Source organism: Pseudomonas sp. VD-NE ins, from assembly GCF_031882575.1.
GTDB lineage: Bacteria > Pseudomonadota > Gammaproteobacteria > Pseudomonadales > Pseudomonadaceae > Aquipseudomonas > Aquipseudomonas fluorescens_BZ.
Genome location: NZ_CP134772.1, coordinates 6,136,860 through 6,158,651 on the forward strand (window position 1 = coordinate 6,136,860; position 21,792 = coordinate 6,158,651).

The 21,792-nt window shown below is 58.1% G+C and carries 20 protein-coding genes and 1 pseudogene; 10 read left to right on the top strand and 11 right to left on the bottom strand.

Annotation, left to right across the window (positions count from 1 at the left end; all coding sequences use genetic code 11):
• Positions 1-141 precede the first annotated feature (141 nt).
• On the top strand, positions 142-2,334 hold the full coding sequence (yccS, locus tag RMV17_RS27410; protein WP_034153609.1) for a YccS family putative transporter: 2,193 nt from the start codon (positions 142-144) through the stop codon (positions 2,332-2,334).
• 121 nt (positions 2,335-2,455) lie between these two features.
• Here yccS and RMV17_RS27415 read toward each other — a convergent pair whose 3' ends face one another.
• A complete protein-coding gene (locus RMV17_RS27415) occupies positions 2,456-3,193 on the bottom strand; it encodes an ABC transporter substrate-binding protein (RefSeq protein ID WP_108225107.1) in 738 nt (245 codons plus the stop codon).
• Between the two features lie 254 nt (positions 3,194-3,447).
• On the opposite strand from RMV17_RS27415, the gene RMV17_RS27420 reads away from it, so the two are divergent.
• Entirely contained in the window at positions 3,448-3,900 is a 453-nt protein-coding gene (locus RMV17_RS27420) for a GNAT family N-acetyltransferase (protein ID WP_038358715.1), read from the top strand.
• 200 nt (positions 3,901-4,100) lie between these two features.
• Here the strand turns inward: RMV17_RS27420 and RMV17_RS27425 are convergent, their stop codons facing one another.
• Genes RMV17_RS27425 through RMV17_RS27435 form a run of 3 tightly spaced genes read right to left on the bottom strand, consistent with a single transcriptional unit; the run spans position 4,101 to position 7,084 of the window.
• Positions 4,101-4,397 carry a helix-turn-helix domain-containing protein gene (locus RMV17_RS27425; RefSeq protein WP_007913779.1) on the bottom strand — a complete coding sequence of 99 codons (297 nt, stop codon included), beginning with the start codon at positions 4,395-4,397 and terminating at the stop codon, positions 4,101-4,103.
• Positions 4,398-4,421: 24 nt separating this feature from the next.
• Positions 4,422-4,916 (bottom strand): M48 family metallopeptidase, encoded by a 495-nt coding sequence (locus RMV17_RS27430; protein ID WP_034153713.1) that lies wholly within the window; start codon positions 4,914-4,916, stop codon positions 4,422-4,424.
• A gap of 44 nt (positions 4,917-4,960) precedes the next feature.
• The gene (locus RMV17_RS27435) at positions 4,961-7,084 is read right to left on the bottom strand and encodes an EAL domain-containing protein (RefSeq protein ID WP_311883937.1); all 2,124 of its coding nucleotides are present in this window, start codon (positions 7,082-7,084) and stop codon (positions 4,961-4,963) included.
• 321 nt (positions 7,085-7,405) lie between these two features.
• Here RMV17_RS27435 and RMV17_RS27440 point away from each other — a divergent pair, with 321 nt between their 5' ends.
• The gene (locus RMV17_RS27440) at positions 7,406-8,074 is read left to right on the top strand and encodes a polysaccharide lyase family 7 protein (protein ID WP_093429873.1); all 669 of its coding nucleotides are present in this window, start codon (positions 7,406-7,408) and stop codon (positions 8,072-8,074) included.
• Positions 8,075-8,245: 171 nt separating this feature from the next.
• On the opposite strand, the gene RMV17_RS27445 is transcribed toward RMV17_RS27440, so the two are convergent.
• Entirely contained in the window at positions 8,246-8,509 is a 264-nt protein-coding gene (locus tag RMV17_RS27445; protein WP_311883939.1) for a hypothetical protein, read from the bottom strand.
• Between the two features lie 534 nt (positions 8,510-9,043).
• Here RMV17_RS27445 and RMV17_RS27450 point away from each other — a divergent pair.
• The 3 genes and pseudogenes from RMV17_RS27450 to RMV17_RS27460 all read left to right on the top strand — a co-directional run bounded on the left by RMV17_RS27450 (position 9,044) and on the right by RMV17_RS27460 (position 10,263).
• Complete coding sequence (locus RMV17_RS27450) at positions 9,044-9,406, top strand: DUF6124 family protein (protein WP_007913768.1); 363 nt, start codon at positions 9,044-9,046, stop codon at positions 9,404-9,406.
• Positions 9,407-9,526: 120 nt separating this feature from the next.
• Positions 9,527-9,637 (top strand): annotated as a pseudogene (locus tag RMV17_RS27455) (transcriptional regulator); the annotation flags it as partial.
• Between the two features lie 275 nt (positions 9,638-9,912).
• A complete protein-coding gene (locus RMV17_RS27460) occupies positions 9,913-10,263 on the top strand; it encodes a hypothetical protein (protein ID WP_311883941.1) in 351 nt (116 codons plus the stop codon).
• 215 nt (positions 10,264-10,478) lie between these two features.
• Here RMV17_RS27460 and fba read toward each other — a convergent pair whose 3' ends face one another.
• The 6 genes from fba to tkt all read right to left on the bottom strand — a co-directional run bounded on the left by fba (position 10,479) and on the right by tkt (position 16,818).
• Complete coding sequence (gene fba / locus RMV17_RS27465; protein WP_311883943.1) at positions 10,479-11,543, bottom strand: class II fructose-bisphosphate aldolase; 1,065 nt, start codon at positions 11,541-11,543, stop codon at positions 10,479-10,481.
• 252 nt (positions 11,544-11,795) lie between these two features.
• On the bottom strand, positions 11,796-12,128 hold the full coding sequence (locus RMV17_RS27470; protein WP_311883945.1) for an MliC family protein: 333 nt from the start codon (positions 12,126-12,128) through the stop codon (positions 11,796-11,798).
• A gap of 57 nt (positions 12,129-12,185) precedes the next feature.
• Positions 12,186-12,407: a hypothetical protein gene (locus tag RMV17_RS27475; protein WP_007913756.1), complete on the bottom strand. Its 222-nt coding sequence runs from the start codon at positions 12,405-12,407 to the stop codon at positions 12,186-12,188.
• Between the two features lie 34 nt (positions 12,408-12,441).
• A complete protein-coding gene (locus RMV17_RS27480) occupies positions 12,442-13,605 on the bottom strand; it encodes a phosphoglycerate kinase (protein ID WP_108225103.1) in 1,164 nt (387 codons plus the stop codon).
• Between the two features lie 12 nt (positions 13,606-13,617).
• Positions 13,618-14,670, bottom strand: coding sequence for an erythrose-4-phosphate dehydrogenase (gene epd / locus RMV17_RS27485; protein ID WP_034153619.1), 1,053 nt, complete (start codon positions 14,668-14,670; stop codon positions 13,618-13,620).
• 150 nt (positions 14,671-14,820) lie between these two features.
• A complete protein-coding gene (tkt, locus tag RMV17_RS27490; protein WP_311883951.1) occupies positions 14,821-16,818 on the bottom strand; it encodes a transketolase in 1,998 nt (665 codons plus the stop codon).
• Between the two features lie 270 nt (positions 16,819-17,088).
• Here tkt and RMV17_RS27495 point away from each other — a divergent pair, with 270 nt between their 5' ends.
• From RMV17_RS27495 to RMV17_RS27510, 4 genes are all read left to right on the top strand, one after another.
• Positions 17,089-18,084, top strand: a complete 996-nt coding sequence (locus RMV17_RS27495) for a metalloregulator ArsR/SmtB family transcription factor (RefSeq protein WP_311883953.1) — start codon at positions 17,089-17,091, stop codon at positions 18,082-18,084.
• Between the two features lie 18 nt (positions 18,085-18,102).
• Positions 18,103-19,293: a methionine adenosyltransferase gene (metK, locus tag RMV17_RS27500; protein WP_034153622.1), complete on the top strand. Its 1,191-nt coding sequence runs from the start codon at positions 18,103-18,105 to the stop codon at positions 19,291-19,293.
• A 260-nt stretch (positions 19,294-19,553) separates the two neighbouring features.
• A complete protein-coding gene (ligB, locus tag RMV17_RS27505; RefSeq protein WP_311883956.1) occupies positions 19,554-21,230 on the top strand; it encodes an NAD-dependent DNA ligase LigB in 1,677 nt (558 codons plus the stop codon).
• A 97-nt stretch (positions 21,231-21,327) separates the two neighbouring features.
• The gene (locus tag RMV17_RS27510) at positions 21,328-21,723 is read left to right on the top strand and encodes a DUF1090 domain-containing protein (RefSeq protein ID WP_034153624.1); all 396 of its coding nucleotides are present in this window, start codon (positions 21,328-21,330) and stop codon (positions 21,721-21,723) included.
• Positions 21,724-21,792 lie beyond the last annotated feature (69 nt).

The window sequence follows — 21,792 nt, forward strand, 5'->3', positions numbered from 1 at the left end:
GGATATGTGCACCATTCAAGATTTAGTTCGGCACAAGATCTCAAAGGAACACTTTTTGCTGTCAGATGTGATCGGCGCCATTGCGTCGGCGTCATTACTGGCTCAATTTAGCGGCATCGCCTCGGAAGGCCTTCGCACTTCATGTCCTCGACCTCGTTTCGTCAGTCTTTGCGGCGCCTGTGGGCGCTGGATAAATTCAGCTACAGCGTGCGGGTGTTCATCGCCCTGACCGGCAGCATGGCGCTGTGTTGGTATCAGGATGAAATGGGCCTGCTGATCCCGTTGTTCCTCGGCATCATCGCCAGCGCCCTGGCCGAAACCGACGACAGTTGGCAGGGCCGCCTCAACGCCCTCGCGGTGACGCTGGTGTGTTTCAGCATCGCCGCGCTGTCGGTGGAATTGCTCTTCCCCTACCCCATCGTGTTTGCCATTGCTTTGGCGCTGGCCAGTTTCGGCCTGACCATGCTCGGTGCGCTCGGCGAGCGTTATGGCGCGATTGCCTCGGCGACGCTGATTCTGTCGGTGTACACGATGATCGGTGTTGACCAGCGCGGTGGCGCGGTCACCGATTTCTGGCACGAACCGATGCTGCTGGTCGCCGGCGCCGCGTGGTACGGCTTGCTCTCGGTGGTGTGGCAGGCGCTGTTTTCCAACCAGCCGGTACAGCAAAGTCTGGCGCGGTTGTTCCGTGAATTGGGTTTTTACCTGAAGCTGAAATCGTCGCTGTTCGAGCCGATCCGACAGATGGACGTCGAAGCGCGACGTCTGGAACTGGCCCAGCAAAACGGACGCGTGGTGGCGGCGCTGAACAGTGCCAAGGAAATCATCCTGCACCGCGTCGGCAACGGCCGCCCCGGCTCGAAAGTCAGCCGTTACCTGAAGCTGTACTTCCTTGCTCAGGACATCCACGAACGCGCCAGTTCCTCGCACTATCCGTACAACGCGCTGGCCGAAGCGTTCTTCCACAGTGACGTGCTGTTCCGCTGCCAGCGCCTGTTGCGCCAGCAGGGCAAGGCCTGCCGCGCGCTGGCCGAATCGATCCAGATGCGCCAGCCGTTCATTTACGACGCGAGTTTCGCCGAAGCCCTGAGCGACCTCGACGCCTCCCTCGAACATCTGCGCATCCAGAGCAACCCGGCATGGCGCGGATTGCTGCGCTCACTGCGCGCACTGGCGGCCAACCTCGGCACCCTCGACCGTTTGCTCAGCGACGCGAGTAATCCCGATGCCTTGGCCGACGCGACCGACAGCAGCCTGCTCGACCGCTCGCCGCGCAATCTCAAGGATGTGTGGATTCGCCTGCGCACGCAGCTGACGCCGACCTCTTTGTTGTTCCGTCATGCCCTGCGCCTGCCACTGGCGCTGAGTATCGGCTACGGCATGGTGCATCTGATTCACCCGTCGCAGGGTTACTGGATCATCCTCACCACCCTGTTCGTCTGCCAGCCAAACTACGGCGCGACGCGGCGCAAACTCGGCCAGCGGATTTTCGGCACGGCCATCGGCCTGACCGTGGCGTGGGCGCTGTTCGATCTGTTCCCGAGCCCGTTGGTGCAGTCCTGCTTCGCCATCGCTGCCGGGGTGGTGTTCTTTACCAACCGCACCACTCGCTACACCCTGGCGACGGCGGCGATCACCATCATGGTGCTGTTCTGCTTCAACCAGGTCGGTGACGGTTACGGACTGTTCCTGCCACGGTTGTTCGATACCTTGCTCGGCAGCCTGATCGCCGGCCTGACGGTATTCCTGTTCCTGCCGGACTGGCAGGGCCGACGCCTGAACAAAGTGCTGGCCAACACCCTGACCTGCAACAGCATCTACCTGCGCCAGATCATGCAGCAATACGCCGCTGGCAAAAGCGATGACCTCGCCTATCGTCTGGCCCGGCGCAATGCGCACAACGCCGATGCGGCGCTGTCGACGACGCTGGCGAACATGCTCATGGAACCGGGGCATTTCCGTAAGGAAGCGGATGTCGGATTCCGCTTTCTGGTGCTGTCGCACACCTTGCTGAGTTATCTGTCAGGGCTGGGTGCGCATCGCGAGACCCAGTTGCCGGCGGATGTGCGTGAGCATTTGATTGATGGCGCCGGGGTGAAGCTGGCAACGAGCATCGACGAAATCGCCCAAGGGCTGGCGAACAAGCAGCCGGTGGCGATTCAGAGTGACGAGGAAGAAGCGCTGGCCAATGAGCTGGAGCAGATGCCTGATGAAATTGATGAGGGACAGCGGTTGGTGCAGACGCAGTTGGCGTTGATTTGCCGGCAGTTGGGGCCATTGCGGACGCTAGCGGCGCATCTTATCAAGGACACCAGTGAGATCAGCGCTGGCTGACAGGACGCCTTCGCGAGCAAGCTCGCTCCCACATTTGTTCTGTGTCATTCACAAATCCAATGTGGGAGCGAGCTTGCTCGCGAAGAGGCCATCAGTCATACAGAGGATTCTGGATCAACCCTCACATCCCATGCTGCCTCAACAACTTGTCATAACTCCCATCCGCCTTCATCGCCGCAATCGCCTTATCAAACCCCGCGACAATCTGCTCATGCTGCGGATTCTTCAGGCTCACCAGAATGTGCAGGCTGTTCTCACTCAACGGCTTGGGCAAAAACTCCACTGAATTGCGCACCTTGGCGGATTCCCGCGCCAGGTAATATTTCGCCACATACTCATCTTCCAGCGTCAGCTTGACCCGATCCGCCGCGAGCATGCGCACGGCCATGGCGAAGTTATGCACAGGGACTTTCTGCAACGCCGTGTCGGCATCGAACGGCGCCGAATAGGCGTAGCCGCGCACCACCGCAATCGGATAAGTGTGCAGTTGCTGCAGATTGGAATAATCGAGTGGCGTGTCTTTGCGCTTGAGAAAACGGATGCGGTTGAGCAGGTATTCTCCGGAAAACTGGCCGAGCTTGGTCCGTTCATCGTTATACCAAGCGTTGACCAACACATCGTAGCGGCCCTCGCCTACACCCAGCAGCGCCCGCGCCCAAGGCACCTGTTCGTAACCGCTGGCATAACCGGCACGGGCCAGTGCGGTGCTGACGATGTCAGTGGCCAGGCCGCCATTGACCAGCGTGTCGTCGGTAAAGGGTGGCCAGATATCAAACACCAGCCGCAGCTTGTCCGCTGCAGCGGTCTGAGCCAGCAAGAGCAATCCGGTCAAAGCAAAGGCTCGATGCAAACGCGGCATGCTTGAAATCCTTAGCGGGCAGGTTGCCCAGCATGTTTTCAGTCAAAACCCCAAGGCCCCTTACCGGCAAAACCCAGGCCCTAACATTAGCTCATTGCAGCCAGTGCACAGGGCTCTCCAGCAGATTACACAAAGTCGCCGAGGCTGCGAGAAAGGAATGATGGCATTTTGACCTTTGTCACAGACTCTTACGCCATCAAGACATCTTTGCCGCAGGCGCTTAGTATCGGGCGACACGTTCAAGGAATCGGCAAATGACAATCGAATGGGTCTGCAAACATCACAGTGATCTGGGCAAGGAGCAGCTGTACGCGCTGTTGAAACTGCGCTCGGACGTGTTCGTGGTCGAACAGAAATGCGCCTATCCGGACCTCGACGGTCAGGATCTGGAAGGCGATACCTATCACCTGATGGGTTGGGAAGATGACCAGTTGATGGCGTATCTGCGCCTGCTGGATCCGGAATCCCAGGGCGGAGACGTAGTGATCGGCCGCGTGATTACCGCACCACAGGGACGCGGCAAAGGGCTGGGTCACGAGATGATGGAGCAGGCGCTGAAGCAGGCCGAGAAGCATTGGCCGCAAGTGCCTATCTATCTGTCGGCGCAGGCGCATTTGCAGGGGTATTACGGCAAGTACGGGTTTGTTGTGGCGGGTGAGGAGTATCTGGAGGATGACATTCCACATATCGGGATGCGTCGTGCCTGAAGAGCCCTCACCCTAGCCCTCTCCCAGTGGGAGAGGGGACTGACCGTGGTGTCTGAAGCCAGACGCCGACCTGAAAAACAGTGTCGATTATGGATTCACAGCAGCACTTTCAGGTCGGCGTACCTCTCCAATATCCCCCAATCAGTCCCCTCTCCCTCTGGGCGGTCCGACGTTTCGGGAGGGCTAGGGTGAGGGGCTCTTCAGGGATACTCAAGCACAGCCTTGATCTGCCGCAAATTCCTCTCGATCCACCCGCGATCAATCGCCCCCCACTCGCGAATCCGATAGCGCCCCGCATGATTACGTGCGCCCTCTTCCTGCTCGAATTCACAAACGATATCCAGATCCGCCAACGCGGCAATCGTGTCCTGCGCCGTGCGCCGGGGCATGCCGGTCACTTCGGTCAGCGTCGGCACACTCGGGGCCAGACCGCTGTCGATCAGGTACGCCACATACAAGCGGCGGTAGAAACTGCTTTTGGTCTTGCTGACGTCCATCCCCACCTTCCCGGTTGCGTACGGTTAAGCCTGCATATCGCGCCACGTCAGGTACACGCGCAGGTCAAACTCGACCTGGTGATACCCCGGCAGCATGTGCTCGCACAATTTATAGAACGCCTTGTTGTGATCAGATTCCTTGAAATGCGCCAGTTCATGCACGACGATCATTTTCAGAAAGTCCGGCGCGGCATCCTTGAACAACGAGGCGATACGAATCTCTTTCTTGGCCTTGAGCTTGCCGCCCTGCACCCGTGAAACCGTGGTGTGCAGACCCAGTGCACGGTGCGTCAGGTCGAGGCGGTTGTCGAACAGCACCTTGTCGATGGCCGGGGCGTTGCGCAGGTATTCCTGCTTCAGGTCCAGCGCGTAGCTGTACAGCGCTTTGTCGCTCTGCACATCGTGCCGCCCCGAATAGCGTTGATTCAGGTATTCACCCAGCCGCCCTTCGGCGATCAGTTGGCGCACCTGATCCTGCAATTGCGCGGGGTAGGCCTGGAGGTACTTCAACACAGTCATGGACGGGCGACACGGTTCGAAAAAGGTGCGCCAGTGTAGCGAATTCAACCGGGCAGCGCGCTCCAGTCAAACGGTTCGGCGAAGCTGACCGCGTCCTCGGCGATCAATGGCCGCGCAACGAGGAAGCCTTGCACGTACTCGCAGCCGTGAGCTTGCAGCCATTGGTATTGCTCAATGGTTTCGACACCTTCGGCAATCACCAGCAAGCCGTATTGTTTGCACAGACTGATCACCGTACTGACCAGCGAGGCGTCGCGTTTGGAGTCCGGCAATCGCGCAATGAGATGGCGATCCAGCTTGAGGGTATCCAGCTCCAGATCGCGCAAATGTGCCAGCGAGCAGGGCCCGGAGCCAAAGTCATCCAACGCCACGCGCACGCCCAGATTGCGCAGCAAACGCAGCTGTTTGCGGGTTTCGTCGGGGTTTTGCATCAACGCTTCTTCGGTGACCTCGACCTCCAGTTGCCGAGGCTGCAAGGCGTGCCGCTCCATGACCTGGCGCAACTCGGTGACCAGATTCGGCAGGCTGAACTGGGTGTTGCTCAAACTCACGCCGAGCACCAGGTCTTCGGCAAACAGGGTTTCCCAGGCTTTGCGCTGCCCGGCACCGCGATGATAAATCCAGCTGCCGAGGCGACTGATCAGCCGCGCCTCTTCCAGCAGCGGCAGAAACAATCCCGGCGGCACATCGCCAACGCTCGGATGCTGCCAGCGCAGCAAGGCTTCAAAACCGCGAATCTGGCCGCTGTCGATGGCCACTTGCGGCTGATACACCAAGTTGAAATCGCGATTCTCGATGGCGGCACGCACGCTCTCTTCAAGCATCAACCGCGAGCGCGCCCGGCCATTCATTTCATGATCGTAGAAACGATACTGCTGGCGCCCGGCGCGCTTGGCTTCGTACATAGCGATGTCGGAGGCGCGCAGCAATCCGTCGAGATTCGAGCCGCAGTCCGGATAGGTGGCGATGCCGATGCTGGCGCCGAGGGCGATGTCCAACCCTTCGATCTGCTGACAGATCGACACCCGCTCGATGAGTTTTTCGGCAATCTTCGCCGCTTGCTCGGGAAACTCCAGATCCAGCAGCGCGGTAAATTCATCACCACCCATGCGCGCAAGAATGTCGAACGGCCGCAGACAGGCCTTCAATTGCTCGGAAACCCAGCGCAACACCCGATCGCCAGCGTCGTGACCGAGGGAATCGTTGACCCGTTTGAAGCCGTCGAGGTCCAGATACAGCAAGACCCAACTGCTGTCGCTGCGCTCACCGCGCAGCAGCAGGTTTTCAACGGTCTGGTAAAACCCGCGGCGGTTAAGCAACCCGGTCAGTGGATCGGTCACCGCTTGAAATTCCAGTTGCTGGTGCAAGTGTCGAACCACCGACATGTCCAGCACAGTCACCACCATCGCATGTTGCTCAGAAGGCAATGCTGCGCAGGACAAGGCCACCGGCACTTGCTGGCCGGGCGCGGTGCGCAGCAAGGCATCGTGCAGTCTCAGGGTTTCGCCACGCTTGTAGCTGGCATAAAACTCGGAATCGGCCCACAGCGGAATGTGCGGCTTCTGTAGAAAATCGAGAAACTCTTTACCTTCCAGCTCCTTCACCGGCGCATTCAACAACCGCGAAATCGCCGGATTGGCAAAGCGGATCAAACCATCCTCGCCCACCACCAGAATGCCTTCGGCAGCGTTATCCAGCACCGAAGCATTGAAGGCGCGCGCTACTTCCAGGTCATGACTCAGGCGCTGCAACGCGCGGCGATTGCGCTGGTGTTCCAGCAACGCCTGCACTTTGGGCTTGAGGATCTGCGGGTCAAAGGGTTTGAACAGGTAATCCACCGCACCACTGGCATAGCCCTTGATCACGGCGTCCTGGGATTGCTCGTTGGCGGTCAGAAAGATGATCGGCGTCAGGCGCGTGCGCTGGCTGCCACGCATCAGGCGCGCCACCTCAAAGCCGTCCATGCCCGGCATCTGCACATCCAGCAGCACCAGGTCGACGTCGTGGGAGAGCAGAATATTGAGCGCTTCGAAGCCGGAAGCCGCAGTGAGGACGTGCCAATCCTGACGCTGCAGCAACGCGCGCATGCTGATCAGATTTTCAGGGTAATCATCAACGATCAAAAGGACAGAGCTGCCTTCACCTGGCGGGGGTTGCGCGCATTCCATGCTGCTTCTCTTGTCGGGACTTTCGGGCGGTTTCCGGTAAAAACCGCACACATACTGAGCCTTCACTCTAGTACTGGATCCAAGAAAGCAGAAGCTGTCATCAGGCCATCATTTAACCAAAGCGTGAGTTTGCCGACTAACGGTCACCGCTGAAGCCCCCGGAAACCGGCAGAGATGGCATTTCGACAGGATGTTGACGTCAATCATCTGCCAAACGGGCGTTAACAAATTTTCCCTCTACGCTTATAAAGGCCGCCCCAAAACGTGCGGGCTAGAGCTTCTGGCACGCACGTGCAGTGAAACTTGAGTGGAAGAACCGACATGATCGATCTCGCAACCTGGAACCTCAGCGTTCCCGTTGGCAGCCCGCCATACACCGTCGAAACCTCCAAACTGGTGAACGGCTTCAAAGATCAGTACTTCCATTCCGACACCGGCACCTTGTTCTTCTGGTCACCGGTTACCGGGTCAAAAACCGAAAACGCCATTTATCCGCGCACCGAACTGCGCGAAACCTACAGCAACGGCACCCTGCGCAACTGGTATTACCCAGACGCCGACAATTCATTGCGCGCGACCGTGACGGTGAACAAAGTACCGAGCTCCGGCAAGATCGTCATCGGCCAGATCCATGCTTATGAAAGCCAGAAGCCGATGGTCAAACTCGAATACCAGTACAAGACCAAAACTGAAACCGGCAACCTGGTGATCAAGGTGCGCATGCATCCGGATGAGGATGAAAGCCGTGTCATCACGCTGGCGACCGGGATCAAACTGGATCGCGAATTCAACTACCTCATCCACTTGAGTCCTGGCGGTGCGTTGGGTGTAAGTGCGGCGGGTTATCAGTGGGATTCACAGATCAGCGCGACTTGGCGCAACAAGCCGTTGTATTTCAAGGCTGGGGTTTATGTGCAGGACAACACGGGGTACACCAGTGAAGGTGGGCAGGTGACCTTCTCCAAACTCGACATCGATCACGACAAATAGTGATATCAACCAATCAAACGCAAAAAAACCCGCCGTTGGGCGGGTTAATTTTCTAAGTGAAAAGATATGACTCAACGCGAAAATAAAATCACTTAACACACTCGCCAACCAATATATTGCGAGTCAAGTAAAGGACTTGCATCACGATTGAGATCAACATTGTGTCGACGTTTACTTATACTTGCCCTTCCCAGCTGCAACAGCTGCCTTAATCGCATTGGCATTCGCTGCTCCGCCTCTTTGTTGAATTGCAATTTCAACCTTCTCAAAACTAGCAATCTCTTGATAAGGGACTGTTTGTTTTGGATCCGCCCCTAGCCCAATCAACAGAGAGGTTGGATCATTCTCTTCCACGATCCCCTCTATCTCTACGCCAGAATTACTGATGACTTTATATCGTGCACCGAATGTGAAGCTTGCTGCGCTGATACTCATGGCCGTACTCCTTTACGAGATTGAAGAGACTCTATCTTCAACTATAAACAACCCCAAGACACCTGTAATTTCTGACAGTTTTTTATACGATTTTGGAATTATCCAACTTCTAAATTGGCCGGTGAATTGCAGAACTCTGTACACAAAAGATAACAAACGCACTGCGGACCTGACGGTCTGCATTCAACAACGTTGTTTAAGCCATCCAGCGGTTACTTCCGGATGCCTACAACAGCTTGCGTCGTTGCCTACGGGTACGCCAGAATCCGCCGGCTTGTGCGCCTGGCGGGCCATCGGTAACTTGATTCGCGTCACTGATTTCCAGTGATCGGGTTTAGTAGCCCGTGGTTTCAAGCGTTGTGCACAAGCATCTGTCAGTCGGGTATTTCCATACCTGCGCTTGATGGTAGCTGTGCGCAGGGCACCTTCGGGTGCGCCGGCTTGCTCGAAACCCCGGTCTACTAACCTGCGTACAGTTGCCTCCCCTTTGATTTAGTAGCCAAAGCGGGGGCACTCCAATCAGGTTTCGAGCAAATGACAAAATCAACGCCGCACCCGCCAGAAACAGATCCCGCATCCCCCTACGAATCCCTCGATTCGAAAAAACTCAACGACGCCGCCGAACGCGCCCTCGACCATTACCTCAAACCGTCCGCCTTCATCATGGCCAGCACACATAAACCCGAACCCATGTACCTCGCCAATCCGAAGTACAACACCGAATCCCTGCTGGCCAACGCCAGCGAAACCCTGGGTTCAGCCAGCGAAATGCTCAACAACTTCGCCGCCATGCTCGATACCTCACACCGCAAGACCGCGCTAGGCATCGCGCAGGTGGTCATGCTTGGAGAACTGGCGGTGAATCAGGCGCTGGATCACGTTGAACTGAAGGAATAACCGCCCATAAAAAAACCCGCTTCATGGCGGGTTTCTTAAGCCAAATGGATTAAATGTTCCGCATACGCAACATCGACATCAAAATGTGACGGTAGCGCAACATGGAATGACTCTCCTTTAATCACCCGTCTCGGTATTCAACTACGCGAAAAACGTATAAATCGTGGCCTGACGCAGGCGCAGCTTGCCGACCTAGAAGGACTGACACGATACAATCGAATAAAGGGGACAAAGACACACAAAAGGGGACGAAATCTTGATAAATAAATCCGCCCCTTTTTTTTGCACTTTCACCGATATCTCAATCAAACAAATCCGTCCAATTTTGACATTATCTCCTTTTGCCACGTCCTTATTTATTAAAAAACCAGAATCCTTATAGCGAAAAAATATTAAAACCTGTCATTTATTACAGGTTACCCGCAAACACTTCTCACCTAATCTCATCGACGTAATACGAGACAACCCATATGACTTAATACTTGAATACACAAAAGGTAAATATCATGAAAAATTACAATGGCTTCGTATTTAACGCCGCCGGCGAGGAACATGCCGCCACACTCAGATTTGACGATCCAGCCCAGCAAACTGGCAACATAAGTAACGGCTACATGGACTATTGCGGACTTGACTTCGTCGTCACTGGCACCTGCACGAAATCCACTTGGGCTTTTAAGCTTCAAGCGAAATCAGATGCCAAAAATAGAGATGAGCTAAACCATGGCCCAAGCATTCTCAATATTGATATGAAATCAACTGATGGAACCGACAGGAACTTGGAAGGTACGGTTACCGTTAAAGCAGGCGGACCGTATGTAGGCCAATCCTTTGGAATCAGATTCACAAAAGGCTGACATCCTTTATTACCTATGAAACAGGGTGAATCAGTTAACCTTACATTCAGCTGACCCTTCAGATTACGCTGAGATTTCACCTCCAGCAAGATCGGCTTAATCTTCGAAGCATTATGGGTTGCTCTTACTTTTAGATGACTTCGTCAGGCGACAAAATCGCCCACAAAAAACCCGCCTCACGGCGGGTTTCTTTTAAAGCAGTCTAACGCTCAGGCTTAGTTAACCTTGGCGCTCAACTCACCCTTCAGATAACGCTGATACATCGCTTCCAGCGAGATCGGTTTGATCTTCGAAGCATTACCGGCAGTGCCGAACGCTTCATAACGAGCGATACACACATCACGCATTGCGGTCACGGTCGCGCCGAAGAATTTACGTGGGTCGAATTCGCTCGGGTTGGTGGCCATCAGGCGACGCATTGCGCCGGTGGAGGCCAGACGCAGGTCGGTGTCGATGTTGACCTTGCGCACGCCGTACTTGATGCCTTCGACGATTTCTTCAACCGGTACGCCGTAGGTTTCTTTGATGTCGCCGCCGTACTGGTTGATGATCGCCAGCCACTCTTGTGGCACCGAGGACGAACCGTGCATCACCAGGTGGGTGTTCGGGATGCGCTTGTGGATTTCCTTGATGCGGTCGATCGCCAGCACGTCACCGGTAGGTGGCTTGGTGAACTTGTAGGCGCCGTGGCTGGTGCCGATGGCGATGGCCAGGGCATCGACCTGGGTGCGCTTGACGAAGTCAGCGGCTTCTTCCGGGTCGGTCAGCATTTGGCTGTGATCCAGAACGCCTTCGGCGCCGATGCCGTCTTCTTCACCGGCCATGCCGGTTTCCAGCGAACCCAGGCAGCCCAGCTCGCCTTCTACCGAAACGCCGCAGGCGTGCGCCATGGCCACGGTTTGTTGGGTAACGCGGACGTTGTAGTCGTAGTCGGTCGGGGTCTTGCCGTCTTCGCCGAGGGAGCCGTCCATCATCACCGAGCTGAAGCCCAGTTGGATCGAGCGCTGGCAGACGTCGGGGCTGGTGCCGTGGTCCTGGTGCATGCACACCGGGATGTGCGGGAATTCTTCGATCGCGGCGAGGATCAGGTGACGCAGGAAAGGCGCGCCGGCGTATTTGCGAGCGCCGGCCGAAGCCTGGACGATCACCGGGGAGTCAGTCTTGTCAGCGGCTTCCATGATGGCGCGCATCTGCTCAAGGTTGTTGACGTTGAAGGCTGGAACGCCGTAGCCGAATTCGGCTGCGTGGTCCAACATCTGGCGCATGCTGATAAGTGCCATTGTGTGTGTCTCTCCCGGTTGAGGGTCGTTAATCGTGCCAGCCTGCCGGAGCGGCGGCGGCTATTCAAGTGATTGCAGATCGGGGGTTGAAGCCCGGTCTGGTGATTCGATAAAGCAAAATCCTGAGAACTGCACAGATCCCCTGTGGGAGCGAGCCTGCTCGCGAAAGCAATCTTGCAGTCGCTGATGCAGTGCCTGTCAGACCGCTTTCGCGAGCAGGCTCGCTCCCACATTAGAACTGTGGTGTGTCAATTACTGCGCTTTGCAGCCGCGGCCGATCAGGTCATTGGTGGCGACCCAGTACACCAGGCCTTCCTCTCCCTTGACTTGAAACGCCAGCATGCCGTCGCTGTACAGCGTGCCCGAAGCGCCTGGCTCTTCTTTCAGGCGATAGACCTGATCACCGCCACCCAGTCGCACGTCGACTTCCTTCTGACCGGCATCGGCGTAACGCCACAGCACCTTGGCCTGGCTGTCGCAGGTCCAGGTCGTCCAGTTGTCCGCCGGAGCAGACGATTGAAACAGGTTCAACTGCGCGCAACCGCCCAACAATGCCAACGCCGCAATGGCGAACAAGCCTTTCATCCGTGTTCCTCGACTGACGGCGCACGCCGCCAGCCCTGAGTTAAAGAGTCAGACCCGTCAAGGACAACCATGTTCCTTGGCCGGGGTTTGCGTCTCGTATTTGTCCAGACCGTCCGGCCCGGACCGCTTGTTCAGCACCGGGTTGGTTTCGGCCTGCCAGTCGGCCTGATAGCAGCCCTTCTGCGACTCGCTCGGCGCCGGCGTGGCTTCGGCCTTCGGGTTACTCCCGCAGGCCGCCAGCGTACCGGTCAGCAACAACAGTGCTAACGACTTGACCATGTAAACACTCCTTTGCCTGGCCAAACGGGCGGCCTCAGGCCTTGGCCCGGCTTTCCAGGACTTCAACGGCTGGCAGCACTTTGCCCTCGACGAATTCGAGGAACGCGCCACCTCCGGTGGAAATGTAGGAGATTTGTTCAGCCACGCCATATTTATCGATGGCGGCCAGGGTGTCGCCACCGCCAGCGATAGAGAACGCCGAGCTTTCAGCGATGGCCTGGGCCAGCACTTTGGTGCCGTTGCCGAACTGGTCGAATTCGAACACGCCGACCGGACCGTTCCACAGAATGGTTTTCGACGATTTCAGCAGTTCGGCGAAATTGGCTGCAGTTTGCGGGCCGATGTCCAGAATCATGTCGTCCGCCGCAACGTCAGCGATCAGCTTGACGGTGGCTTCTGCGGTTTCAGCGAATTCTTTGGCAACCACCACGTCAACCGGAAGCGGCACGCTGACTTTGGCTGCGATGGCGCGTGCGGTGTCGAGCAGATCCGGCTCGTACAGCGACTTGCCAACCGGGTGACCGGCAGCAGCGAGGAAGGTGTTGGCGATGCCGCCGCCGACGATCAGTTGATCGCAGATCTGGCTCAGGCTGTTCAGCACGTCGAGTTTGGTCGAGACCTTGGAGCCGGCAACAATGGCAGCCATTGGCTGAGCCGGTGCGCCAAGCGCTTTGCCCAGTGCATCCAGTTCAGCGGCCAGCAGCGGGCCAGCAGCAGCGACTTTGGCGAACTTGGCCACGCCGTGGGTCGAACCCTCGGCACGGTGAGCGGTGCCGAAGGCGTCCATCACGAACACGTCGCACAGGGCGGCGTATTGCTGGGCCAGTTCGTCAGCGTTCTTTTTCTCGCCCTTGTTGAAGCGCACGTTTTCGAACAGCACGATGTCGCCGGCCTTGACCTCGACGCCGCCCAGGTAATCAGCCACCAGTGGCACTTCGCGGCCCAAGGCCTTGCTCAGGTAGTCAGCGACTGGCTTGAGGCTGTTCTCGGCGGAGAATTCGCCTTCGGTCGGACGGCCAAGGTGCGAGCAGACCATCACGGCCGCGCCTTTTTCCAGGGCCAGCTTGATGGTCGGCAGCGAAGCCAGGATACGCGCATCGCTGGTGACAACACCGTCCTTGACTGGGACGTTGAGGTCTTCGCGGATCAATACGCGCTTACCTTGCAGATCGAGGTCGGACATCTTCAACACGGTCATGGGTCGCACTTCCTACGGTTTTTTTGAAGTTGCTGTTTGCAGATAGTGTTCTGCAACGTCCAGCATTCGGTTGGCAAAACCCCACTCGTTGTCGAACCAGGCCAGGATGTTCACCAGCTTGGGGCCGGAAACACGGGTCTGACTGGCATCGACGATGGCCGAATGTGGGTCATGGTTGAAATCACAACTGGCGTGCGGCAGCTCGGTATAAGCGAGCAGACCTTTGAGCGGGCCACTGGTGGCGGCTTCGCGCAGGATCCGGTTGACCTCGTTGGCGTCGGTCGCCGTGGCGGTCTGCATCGTGATGTCGAGGCAGGACACGTTGACCGTCGGCACGCGTACGGCTTTGGCCTGAATTCGCCCGGCAAGTTCCGGCAGCAGGCGCTCGATACCACGCGCCAGACCAGTGGACACCGGGATCACCGACTGGAACGCCGAACGGGTGCGGCGCAGGTCTTCGTGGTGATAGGCGTCGATCACTGGCTGATCGTTCATCGCCGAGTGAATGGTGGTGATCGACACATAATCGAGGCCGATCGCCTTGTCGAGCAGACGCAACAGCGGCACACCGCAATTGGTCGTACAGGAGGCGTTGGACACCAGCAGTTCGTCGCCGGTCAGGCAATCCTGATTGACGCCGTAAACGATGGTGGCGTCGACGTCCGCCTCGCTGGCCATCGGCTGCGAGAACAACACGCGTGGCGCACCGGCGTTAAGGAAACGCTGGCCGTCTTCACGGGTGTTGTAGGCGCCGGAGCATTCGAGCACCAGATCGACGCCGAGTGACGCCCAATCGATGCCTTCGGGGGTGGCACTGCGCAGGACCTTCACGCAGTCGCCATTAATATGCAGACAATCGCCTTCTACTCGCACTTCGCCCGGAAAACGGCCGTGGGTGGAGTCGAAGCGTGTCAGGTATTCGATGCTGGCCATGTCCGCCAGATCGTTGATCGCGACAATTTCAAACCCGGCTTTTTCGCCTCGCTCAAACAACGCACGCAAGACGCAACGACCAATCCGGCCGTAGCCGTTGAGTGCAACTTTGTAGGGACGCGGTTGAGGCATGGGGTTCTCGATTACCGTGGTGAATCAGGCAGTGCGACGTTGCCCGAACCAACGCTTTCGCGAGCAAGCTCGCTCCCACAGGGAAATGCATTCCAATGTGGGAGCGAGCTTGCTCGCGAAGGCGTCAGCTCAGACGACATCTTTTCTGGATCAGTCTTCCAGCAGCTCTTCAGCCTGACCCAGGATGTTTTCCAGGGTGAAGCCGAACTCTTCGAACAGTGCCGAAGCCGGAGCCGATTCGCCGTAGGTGGTCATGCCGATCACGCGACCTTCCAGACCCACGTACTTGAACCAGAAGTCGGCGTGAGCCGCTTCGATCGCGATACGCGCGCTGACCTGCAACGGCAGCACGGCTTGCTTGTAACCGGCGTCCTGAGCATCGAACACGCTGGTGCACGGCATGGAAACCACACGCACCTTGCGACCTTGTTCGGTCAGCTTGTCGAAGGCCTGAACCGCCAGACCGACTTCCGAACCGGTCGAAATCAGGATCAGCTCAGGCTCGCCTGCGCAGTCCTTCAACACGTAACCGCCACGGCTGATGTCGGCAATCTGCCCGGCATCGCGTTCCTGGTGTTGCAGGTTCTGACGCGAGAAGATCAGCGCCGAAGGGCCGTCCTTGCGCTCCAGAGCGTTTTTCCAGGCCACGGCCGATTCAACGGCATCGGCTGGACGCCAGGTGTCGAGGTTCGGTGTGGTACGCAGGCTGGTCAGCTGCTCGATCGGCTGGTGCGTCGGGCCGTCTTCGCCCAGACCGATGGAGTCGTGGGTGTAGACGTGGATCACCTGCTTCTTCATCAGCGCCGACATGCGCACGGCGTTGCGCGCATATTCCATGAACATCAGGAAGGTTGCGCCGTAAGGCACCAGGCCGCCGTGCAGGGTCACGCCGTTCATGATCGCGGTCATGCCGAATTCGCGCACGCCGTAGTACATGTAGTTGCCGCTGGCATCTTCAGCGCTGACGCCCTTGCAACCTTTCCACAGGGTCAGGTTGGAACCGGCCAGGTCAGCGGAGCCGCCGAGCAGTTCCGGCAGCAACGGGCCGAACGCGTTCAGGGTGTTCTGGCTGGCTTTACGGCTGGCGATGGTTTCGCCTTTGGCCGCGACTTCGGCGATGTAGGCCGAGGCTTTCTCGGAGAAGTCAGCCGGCAGCTCACCGCTCAGGCGACGCACCAGTTCGTTGGCTTCGGTCGGGAATGCAGCGGAGTAGGCAGCGAAACGCTGATCCCACTCGGCTTCGGTTGCGCGACCTTTTTCCTTGGCATCCCACTCGGCATAGATGTCGGCCGGGATTTCGAACGGACCGTGGTTCCAGTTCAGCGCCTGACGGGTCAGAGCGATTTCCGCGTCGCCCAATGGAGCGCCGTGGCAGTCTTCTTTGCCCTGCTTGTTCGGCGAACCGAAACCGATGGTGGTCTTGCAGCAGATCAGGGTCGGCAGCGGGCTCTTGCGCGCGGTCTCGATGGCGGTCTTGATCTCTTCCGGGTCGTGGCCGTCAACGTTGCGGATCACTTGCCAGTTGTAGGCTTCGAAACGCTTCGGGGTGTCATCGGTGAACCAGCCTTCGACTTCGCCGTCGATGGAGATGCCGTTGTCATCGTAGAAAGCGATCAGCTTGCCCAGACCCAGCGTACCTGCCAGAGAAGCGACTTCGTGGGAAATGCCTTCCATCATGCAGCCATCACCCAGGAACACATAGGTGTGGTGGTCGACGATGTTGTGGTTCGGACGGTTGAACTGCGCCGCCAGGACTTTTTCAGCGAGGGCGAAACCGACAGCGTTGGCCAGACCCTGACCTAGTGGGCCGGTGGTGGTTTCAACACCCGGGGTGTAACCGAATTCAGGGTGACCCGGGGTGCGGCTGTGCAGTTGACGGAACTGCTTGAGGTCGTCGATCGACAGGTCGTAACCGGTCAGGTGCAGCAGCGAATAGATCAACATCGAGCCATGGCCGTTGGACAGCACGAAGCGGTCACGGTCGGCGAACGATGGATTGCTCGGGTTGTGCTTGAGGTAGTCGCGCCAAAGCACTTCGGCAATATCTGCCATACCCATTGGGGCACCGGGATGGCCGCTGTTGGCTTTTTGCACGGCATCCATGCTGAGGGCACGAATGGCGTTGGCACGCTCACGACGGCTAGGCATCGCTGATCTCCTGGGTGTGAATAGATTGAAACGGAAAAAAGGAGGGCATTTTCCCTCACCGGAGCGCCTCGGGGCAATGACAGATAGTCATCCGGGGGCGTTTTTCCAATGGATAGCGGCGCTTTCTTTTGGTGAAACCTTTCCGCTACTCGTTTGTAGAGTTAACCGGTGAGTGAGAAGTGCAATAAAAAGCGCCATTGATCGAGCAATATCAAAACTTTTTGATATTGGCCTTGCGATGAATTCCCCCCGTCTCTAGACTGCGGCCCTATGAATTTACGCGTGCCTTCCATTCGCCATGACGATTGCGACGAGCTGGCGGCCCTGTGCAAGGCCGGCGGCGATCCGTTGCGGCTGAATGTCCTGCGCGCATTGGCCAACGATTCGTTCGGTGTTCTGGAACTGGCGCAGATTTTCGGCATTGGCCAGTCCGGCATGAGCCACCACCTCAAGGTACTGGCACAGGCTGATCTGGTAGCAACCCGCCGCGAAGGCAACGCGATTTTCTATCGCCGCGCCCTGCCCCACACCGAACTGCTCGGCGGCAAATTACACGCTGCATTGTTAGAAGAAGTCGACAACCTCGATCTGCCTGACGATGTGCAATTGCGGATCGAACAGGTTCACGGCCAACGTGCCGCGGCCAGTCAGGACTTTTTCGCCCGGGTCGCGGAGAAATTCCGTGCCCAGCAAGACTTGATCGCAGGCCTGCCGCAGTACCGCGAAAGCGTGCTGGCCCTGCTCGACAAACTGAACTTCAATGGTGCAGCCACGGCCATTGAAGTCGGCCCCGGCGATGGTGCTTTTCTGCCGGAACTGGCGCGTCGCTTCGGCACCGTAACCGCGCTGGACAACAGCCCGGCGATGCTCGAACTGGCGCGTCAGGTATGTGAACGTGAACAGCTGGCTAACGTCAGCCTGCAATTGGCCGATGCATTGAACGGCACAAGCCTTCAGGCCGATTGCGTAGTGTTGAACATGGTGTTGCACCATTTCGCCGCACCGGCCGATGCGCTCAAGCACATGGCCGACCTGCTGCAACCGGGCGGTAGCCTGCTCGTGACAGAGTTATGTAGCCACAACCAGAGTTGGGCCAGGGAGGCCTGCGGTGATCTGTGGTTGGGGTTTGAACAGGACGATTTGGCCCGTTGGGCCACCGCTGCGGGACTCGTTCCCGGGGAAAGCCTCTATGTAGGCTTACGTAATGGTTTCCAGATCCAGGTCCGCCATTTTCAGCGACCGGCTGGCGACACTCACCATCGGTAAATTCAGGAAAACATCGAGATGAGCGAATACTCCCTCTTCACCTCCGAGTCCGTGTCCGAAGGACATCCGGACAAAATCGCCGACCAGATTTCCGATGCGGTGCTGGACGCCATTATTGCCCAGGACAAACACGCACGCGTTGCTGTGGAAACTCTGGTCAAGACCGGCGTGGCCATCGTTGCCGGTGAAGTGACCACCAGCGCCTGGGTCGACCTGGAGCAGATCGTTCGTGACGTGATTTGCGACATCGGCTACACCAGTTCCGAAGTTGGCTTCGACGGCGCGACTTGCGGCGTGATGAACATCATCGGCAAGCAGTCCCCAGACATCAACCAGGGTGTTGACCGTGCCAAGCCTGAAGATCAGGGCGCCGGCGACCAGGGCCTGATGTTCGGCTACGCCAGCAACGAAACCGACGTTTTGATGCCAGCACCGATCACCTTCTCGCACCAACTGGTACAGCGCCAGGCCGAAGCCCGTAAATCGGGTCTGCTGCCTTGGCTGCGTCCGGACGCCAAGTCGCAAGTGACTTGCCGTTACGAAGGCGGCAAGGTTGTCGGTATCGACGCGGTTGTTCTGTCGACCCAGCACAACCCTGAAGTGTCGTACAAAGACCTGCGCGAAGGCGTGATGGAGCTGATCGTCAAGCACGTGCTGCCTGCCGAACTGCTGAGCAAAGACACCCAGTTCCACATCAACCCGACCGGCCAGTTCATCATTGGCGGCCCGGTAGGTGACTGCGGTCTGACCGGTCGCAAGATCATCGTCGACAGCTACGGCGGCATGGCCCGTCACGGCGGCGGCGCGTTCTCCGGTAAAGATCCATCGAAGGTTGACCGTTCGGCTGCGTACGCTGGCCGTTACGTTGCCAAGAACATCGTCGCGGCCGGCCTGGCCGAGCGTTGCGAGATCCAGGTTTCCTACGCGATCGGCGTGGCTCAGCCTACCTCGATCTCGCTGAACACCTTCGGCACCGGCAAGATCAGCGATGACAAGATCATCAAACTGGTGCGTGAAGTGTTCGACCTGCGTCCATACGCAATCACCACCATGCTCGACCTGCTGCACCCGATGTACCAGGAAACTGCAGCGTACGGCCACTTCGGTCGCGCGCCAGAGACCAAGACCGTTGGCGAAGACACCTTCACCACGTTCACCTGGGAAAAAACCGACCGCGCCGACGCACTGCGTTCTGCTGCTGGTCTGTAAGAACTTCCCGGCTGCACAAAAAGCCCCGCACGGCTCACGCCCTGCGGGGCTTTTTCATGCCTGAAACCGGGAGTTCAACTCAGAACGTTCAGGTCGATGCATATCCAGCAAACCACTCGGTCAGTCCCCTCTCCCCCGGGGAGAGGGTTAGGGTGAGGGGCTGTTTTTACTGCACAGAAACAAGCCGTAAAACACCCATCCGGCGGAGTAAATATCTTCGCCTAACCTTCAAGCATTCCCCCTGAGCAAGGACGCTCACGATGCTTGCCACGCTGCACCTGCTGTCTGTTTTCCTCGTCGCCTGTACGACCCTCAACGCCTACGCCGATTGCCCGCAATGGCCAGCCACTCAAGCAAAAAGCGAAATCGCCGCCCTGCAAAAACAGATAAACCAATGGGACGACGCCTACCACCGCGAAGGCCGCTCACTGATTGCCGATGAGCTCTACGATCAATCGCGCACACGCCTGAACGAATGGCGAGAGTGTTTCAAACTCCCCTCGCCACCCGACCCCTTGCGCACAGCCTCAGGCTCAAACGCCCACCCCATCGCCCATACCGGCCTGGATAAACTGCATAAGGCCGAGGCGGTGGAAACGTGGCTACGTGATCGCAAGGATGTCTGGATACAACCCAAAGTCGACGGCGTCGCAGTGACGCTGATTTACCGCGCAGGCGTTTTGCACCAGGCAATCAGTCGCGGTGACGGGGTTCGTGGGCAGGACTGGACGCCATCAGCGCAGAAGATCGGCGCCATTCCTCAACGCCTGAGACAACCGCTGGATATGCTGGTGCAGGGCGAACTCTATTGGCGCTTGAACGAGCACGTGCAAGCTCGATCCGGCAGCGTTAACGCTCGCTCCACCGTCGCGGGACTGATGGGACGCAAAACCCTGGATGCCGAGCAAGCCGCCGGTATCGGACTGTTCGTCTGGGACTGGCCACAAGGCCCAGCGCAGTTGCCCGAGCGAGTCGCCACGTTGGCGACGCTGGGTTTCGCCACGATTGAACCCTACAGTCATCCTGTCGCCGACTTTGCTGCAGCACAGAAATGGCGCGATCACTGGTATCGCTCACCCCTGCCCTTTGCCACTGACGGCGCGGTATTGCGCCAGAGCCAACGACCACCCGCCGAGCGCTGGCAGGCTCGCGCTCCGTATTGGGCAGTTGCGTGGAAGTATCCTTTTGCTCAAGCGCTGGCCGAAGTGCGCAAGGTCAACTTCAAGATCGGGCGCACCGGGCGTATCACGCCAGTACTCGAACTCAAACCCGTCATGCTCGATGACCGGGAAATCAAACGGGTCAGCGCCAGTTCCTTCAAGCGCTGGCAAGACCTGGATATCCGCCCCGGTGACCAAGTGGCAATCAGCCTCGCCGGCCTGACCATTCCACGGCTCGACAGCGTGGTGCTGCGCGCCGCCGAACGCACAAACCTCAACATCCCCAACGCCGACGACTTCCACGCATTGAGCTGCTGGCAACCCACGCCCGGCTGCGAAAGCCAGTTTCTCGCACGCCTGACCTGGCTCAGTGGCAAACAAGGGCTGGCGCTGCAACATGTCGGTCGTGGCACGTGGGAGAAACTTCTCGAAACACGCCGTGTGAACAACCTGCTGGATTGGTTGACCCTCGACGCGCCAGAGCTTGCTAACATTGCCGGCTTCGGCGAACGCAGCAGCGAACGCCTGATGAACAGCTTTCACAGCGCCCGCCAGCGACCGTTCACCCAATGGCTCAAAGCCTTGGGCTTGCCGCCAACCGGTCAGGCACAACTGCCTGATTCGTGGCAGGCGCTGGCACAACGCGATACCGAACAATGGCAGGCAGAAGCCGGTATCGGCCCGGGACGCGCAGCGCAATTGAGCGCATTCTTTCGCGATCCGCAGGTACTGGCCTTGAGCGAAACCTTACAGGCCGCCGGAATCGACGGTTTCTGACTACGCAATCCCGGCGCGCCGGGAACCCATCGGCCACCGAGGCGCTCCAACAGCGCAGTGCCTGACCGACCCGATTGCCTTTGCACATGGAGCTTTTATGAAATTTTTCGCACCGCTCGCCTTACTGACCCTTTGCGGCGTAATGGCCGCCCCTGTGATGGCCGACGAAGACGCCCCGGGCCTGACCGGCTGCGCTGCCAAGAAGCAGGGCATCATGAATCAGATCGAACAGGCGAAATCGCGCGGCAATGCCGATCAGCAGGCCGGCCTGCAAACGGCTCTGGATGAAGTGACGAAAAACTGCACCGACGCGGGGCTGAAGAAAGAACGCGAAAACAAGGTGCTCGACGCCAAGCACGAAGTGAGCAAGCGTCAGGCTGATCTCGACAAGGCCATGAAAAAAGGCGATCCGGAGAAGATCAACAAGCGCAAAGACAAGCTGGCTGAGTCGCGCAAAGAACTGCAAGACGCGCTGGACGAAATCGATAAGTAAAAATCAGAAGATCGCAGCCTGCGGCAGCTCCTACCCTGATCAATGCAGGAGCTACCGCAGGCTGCGATC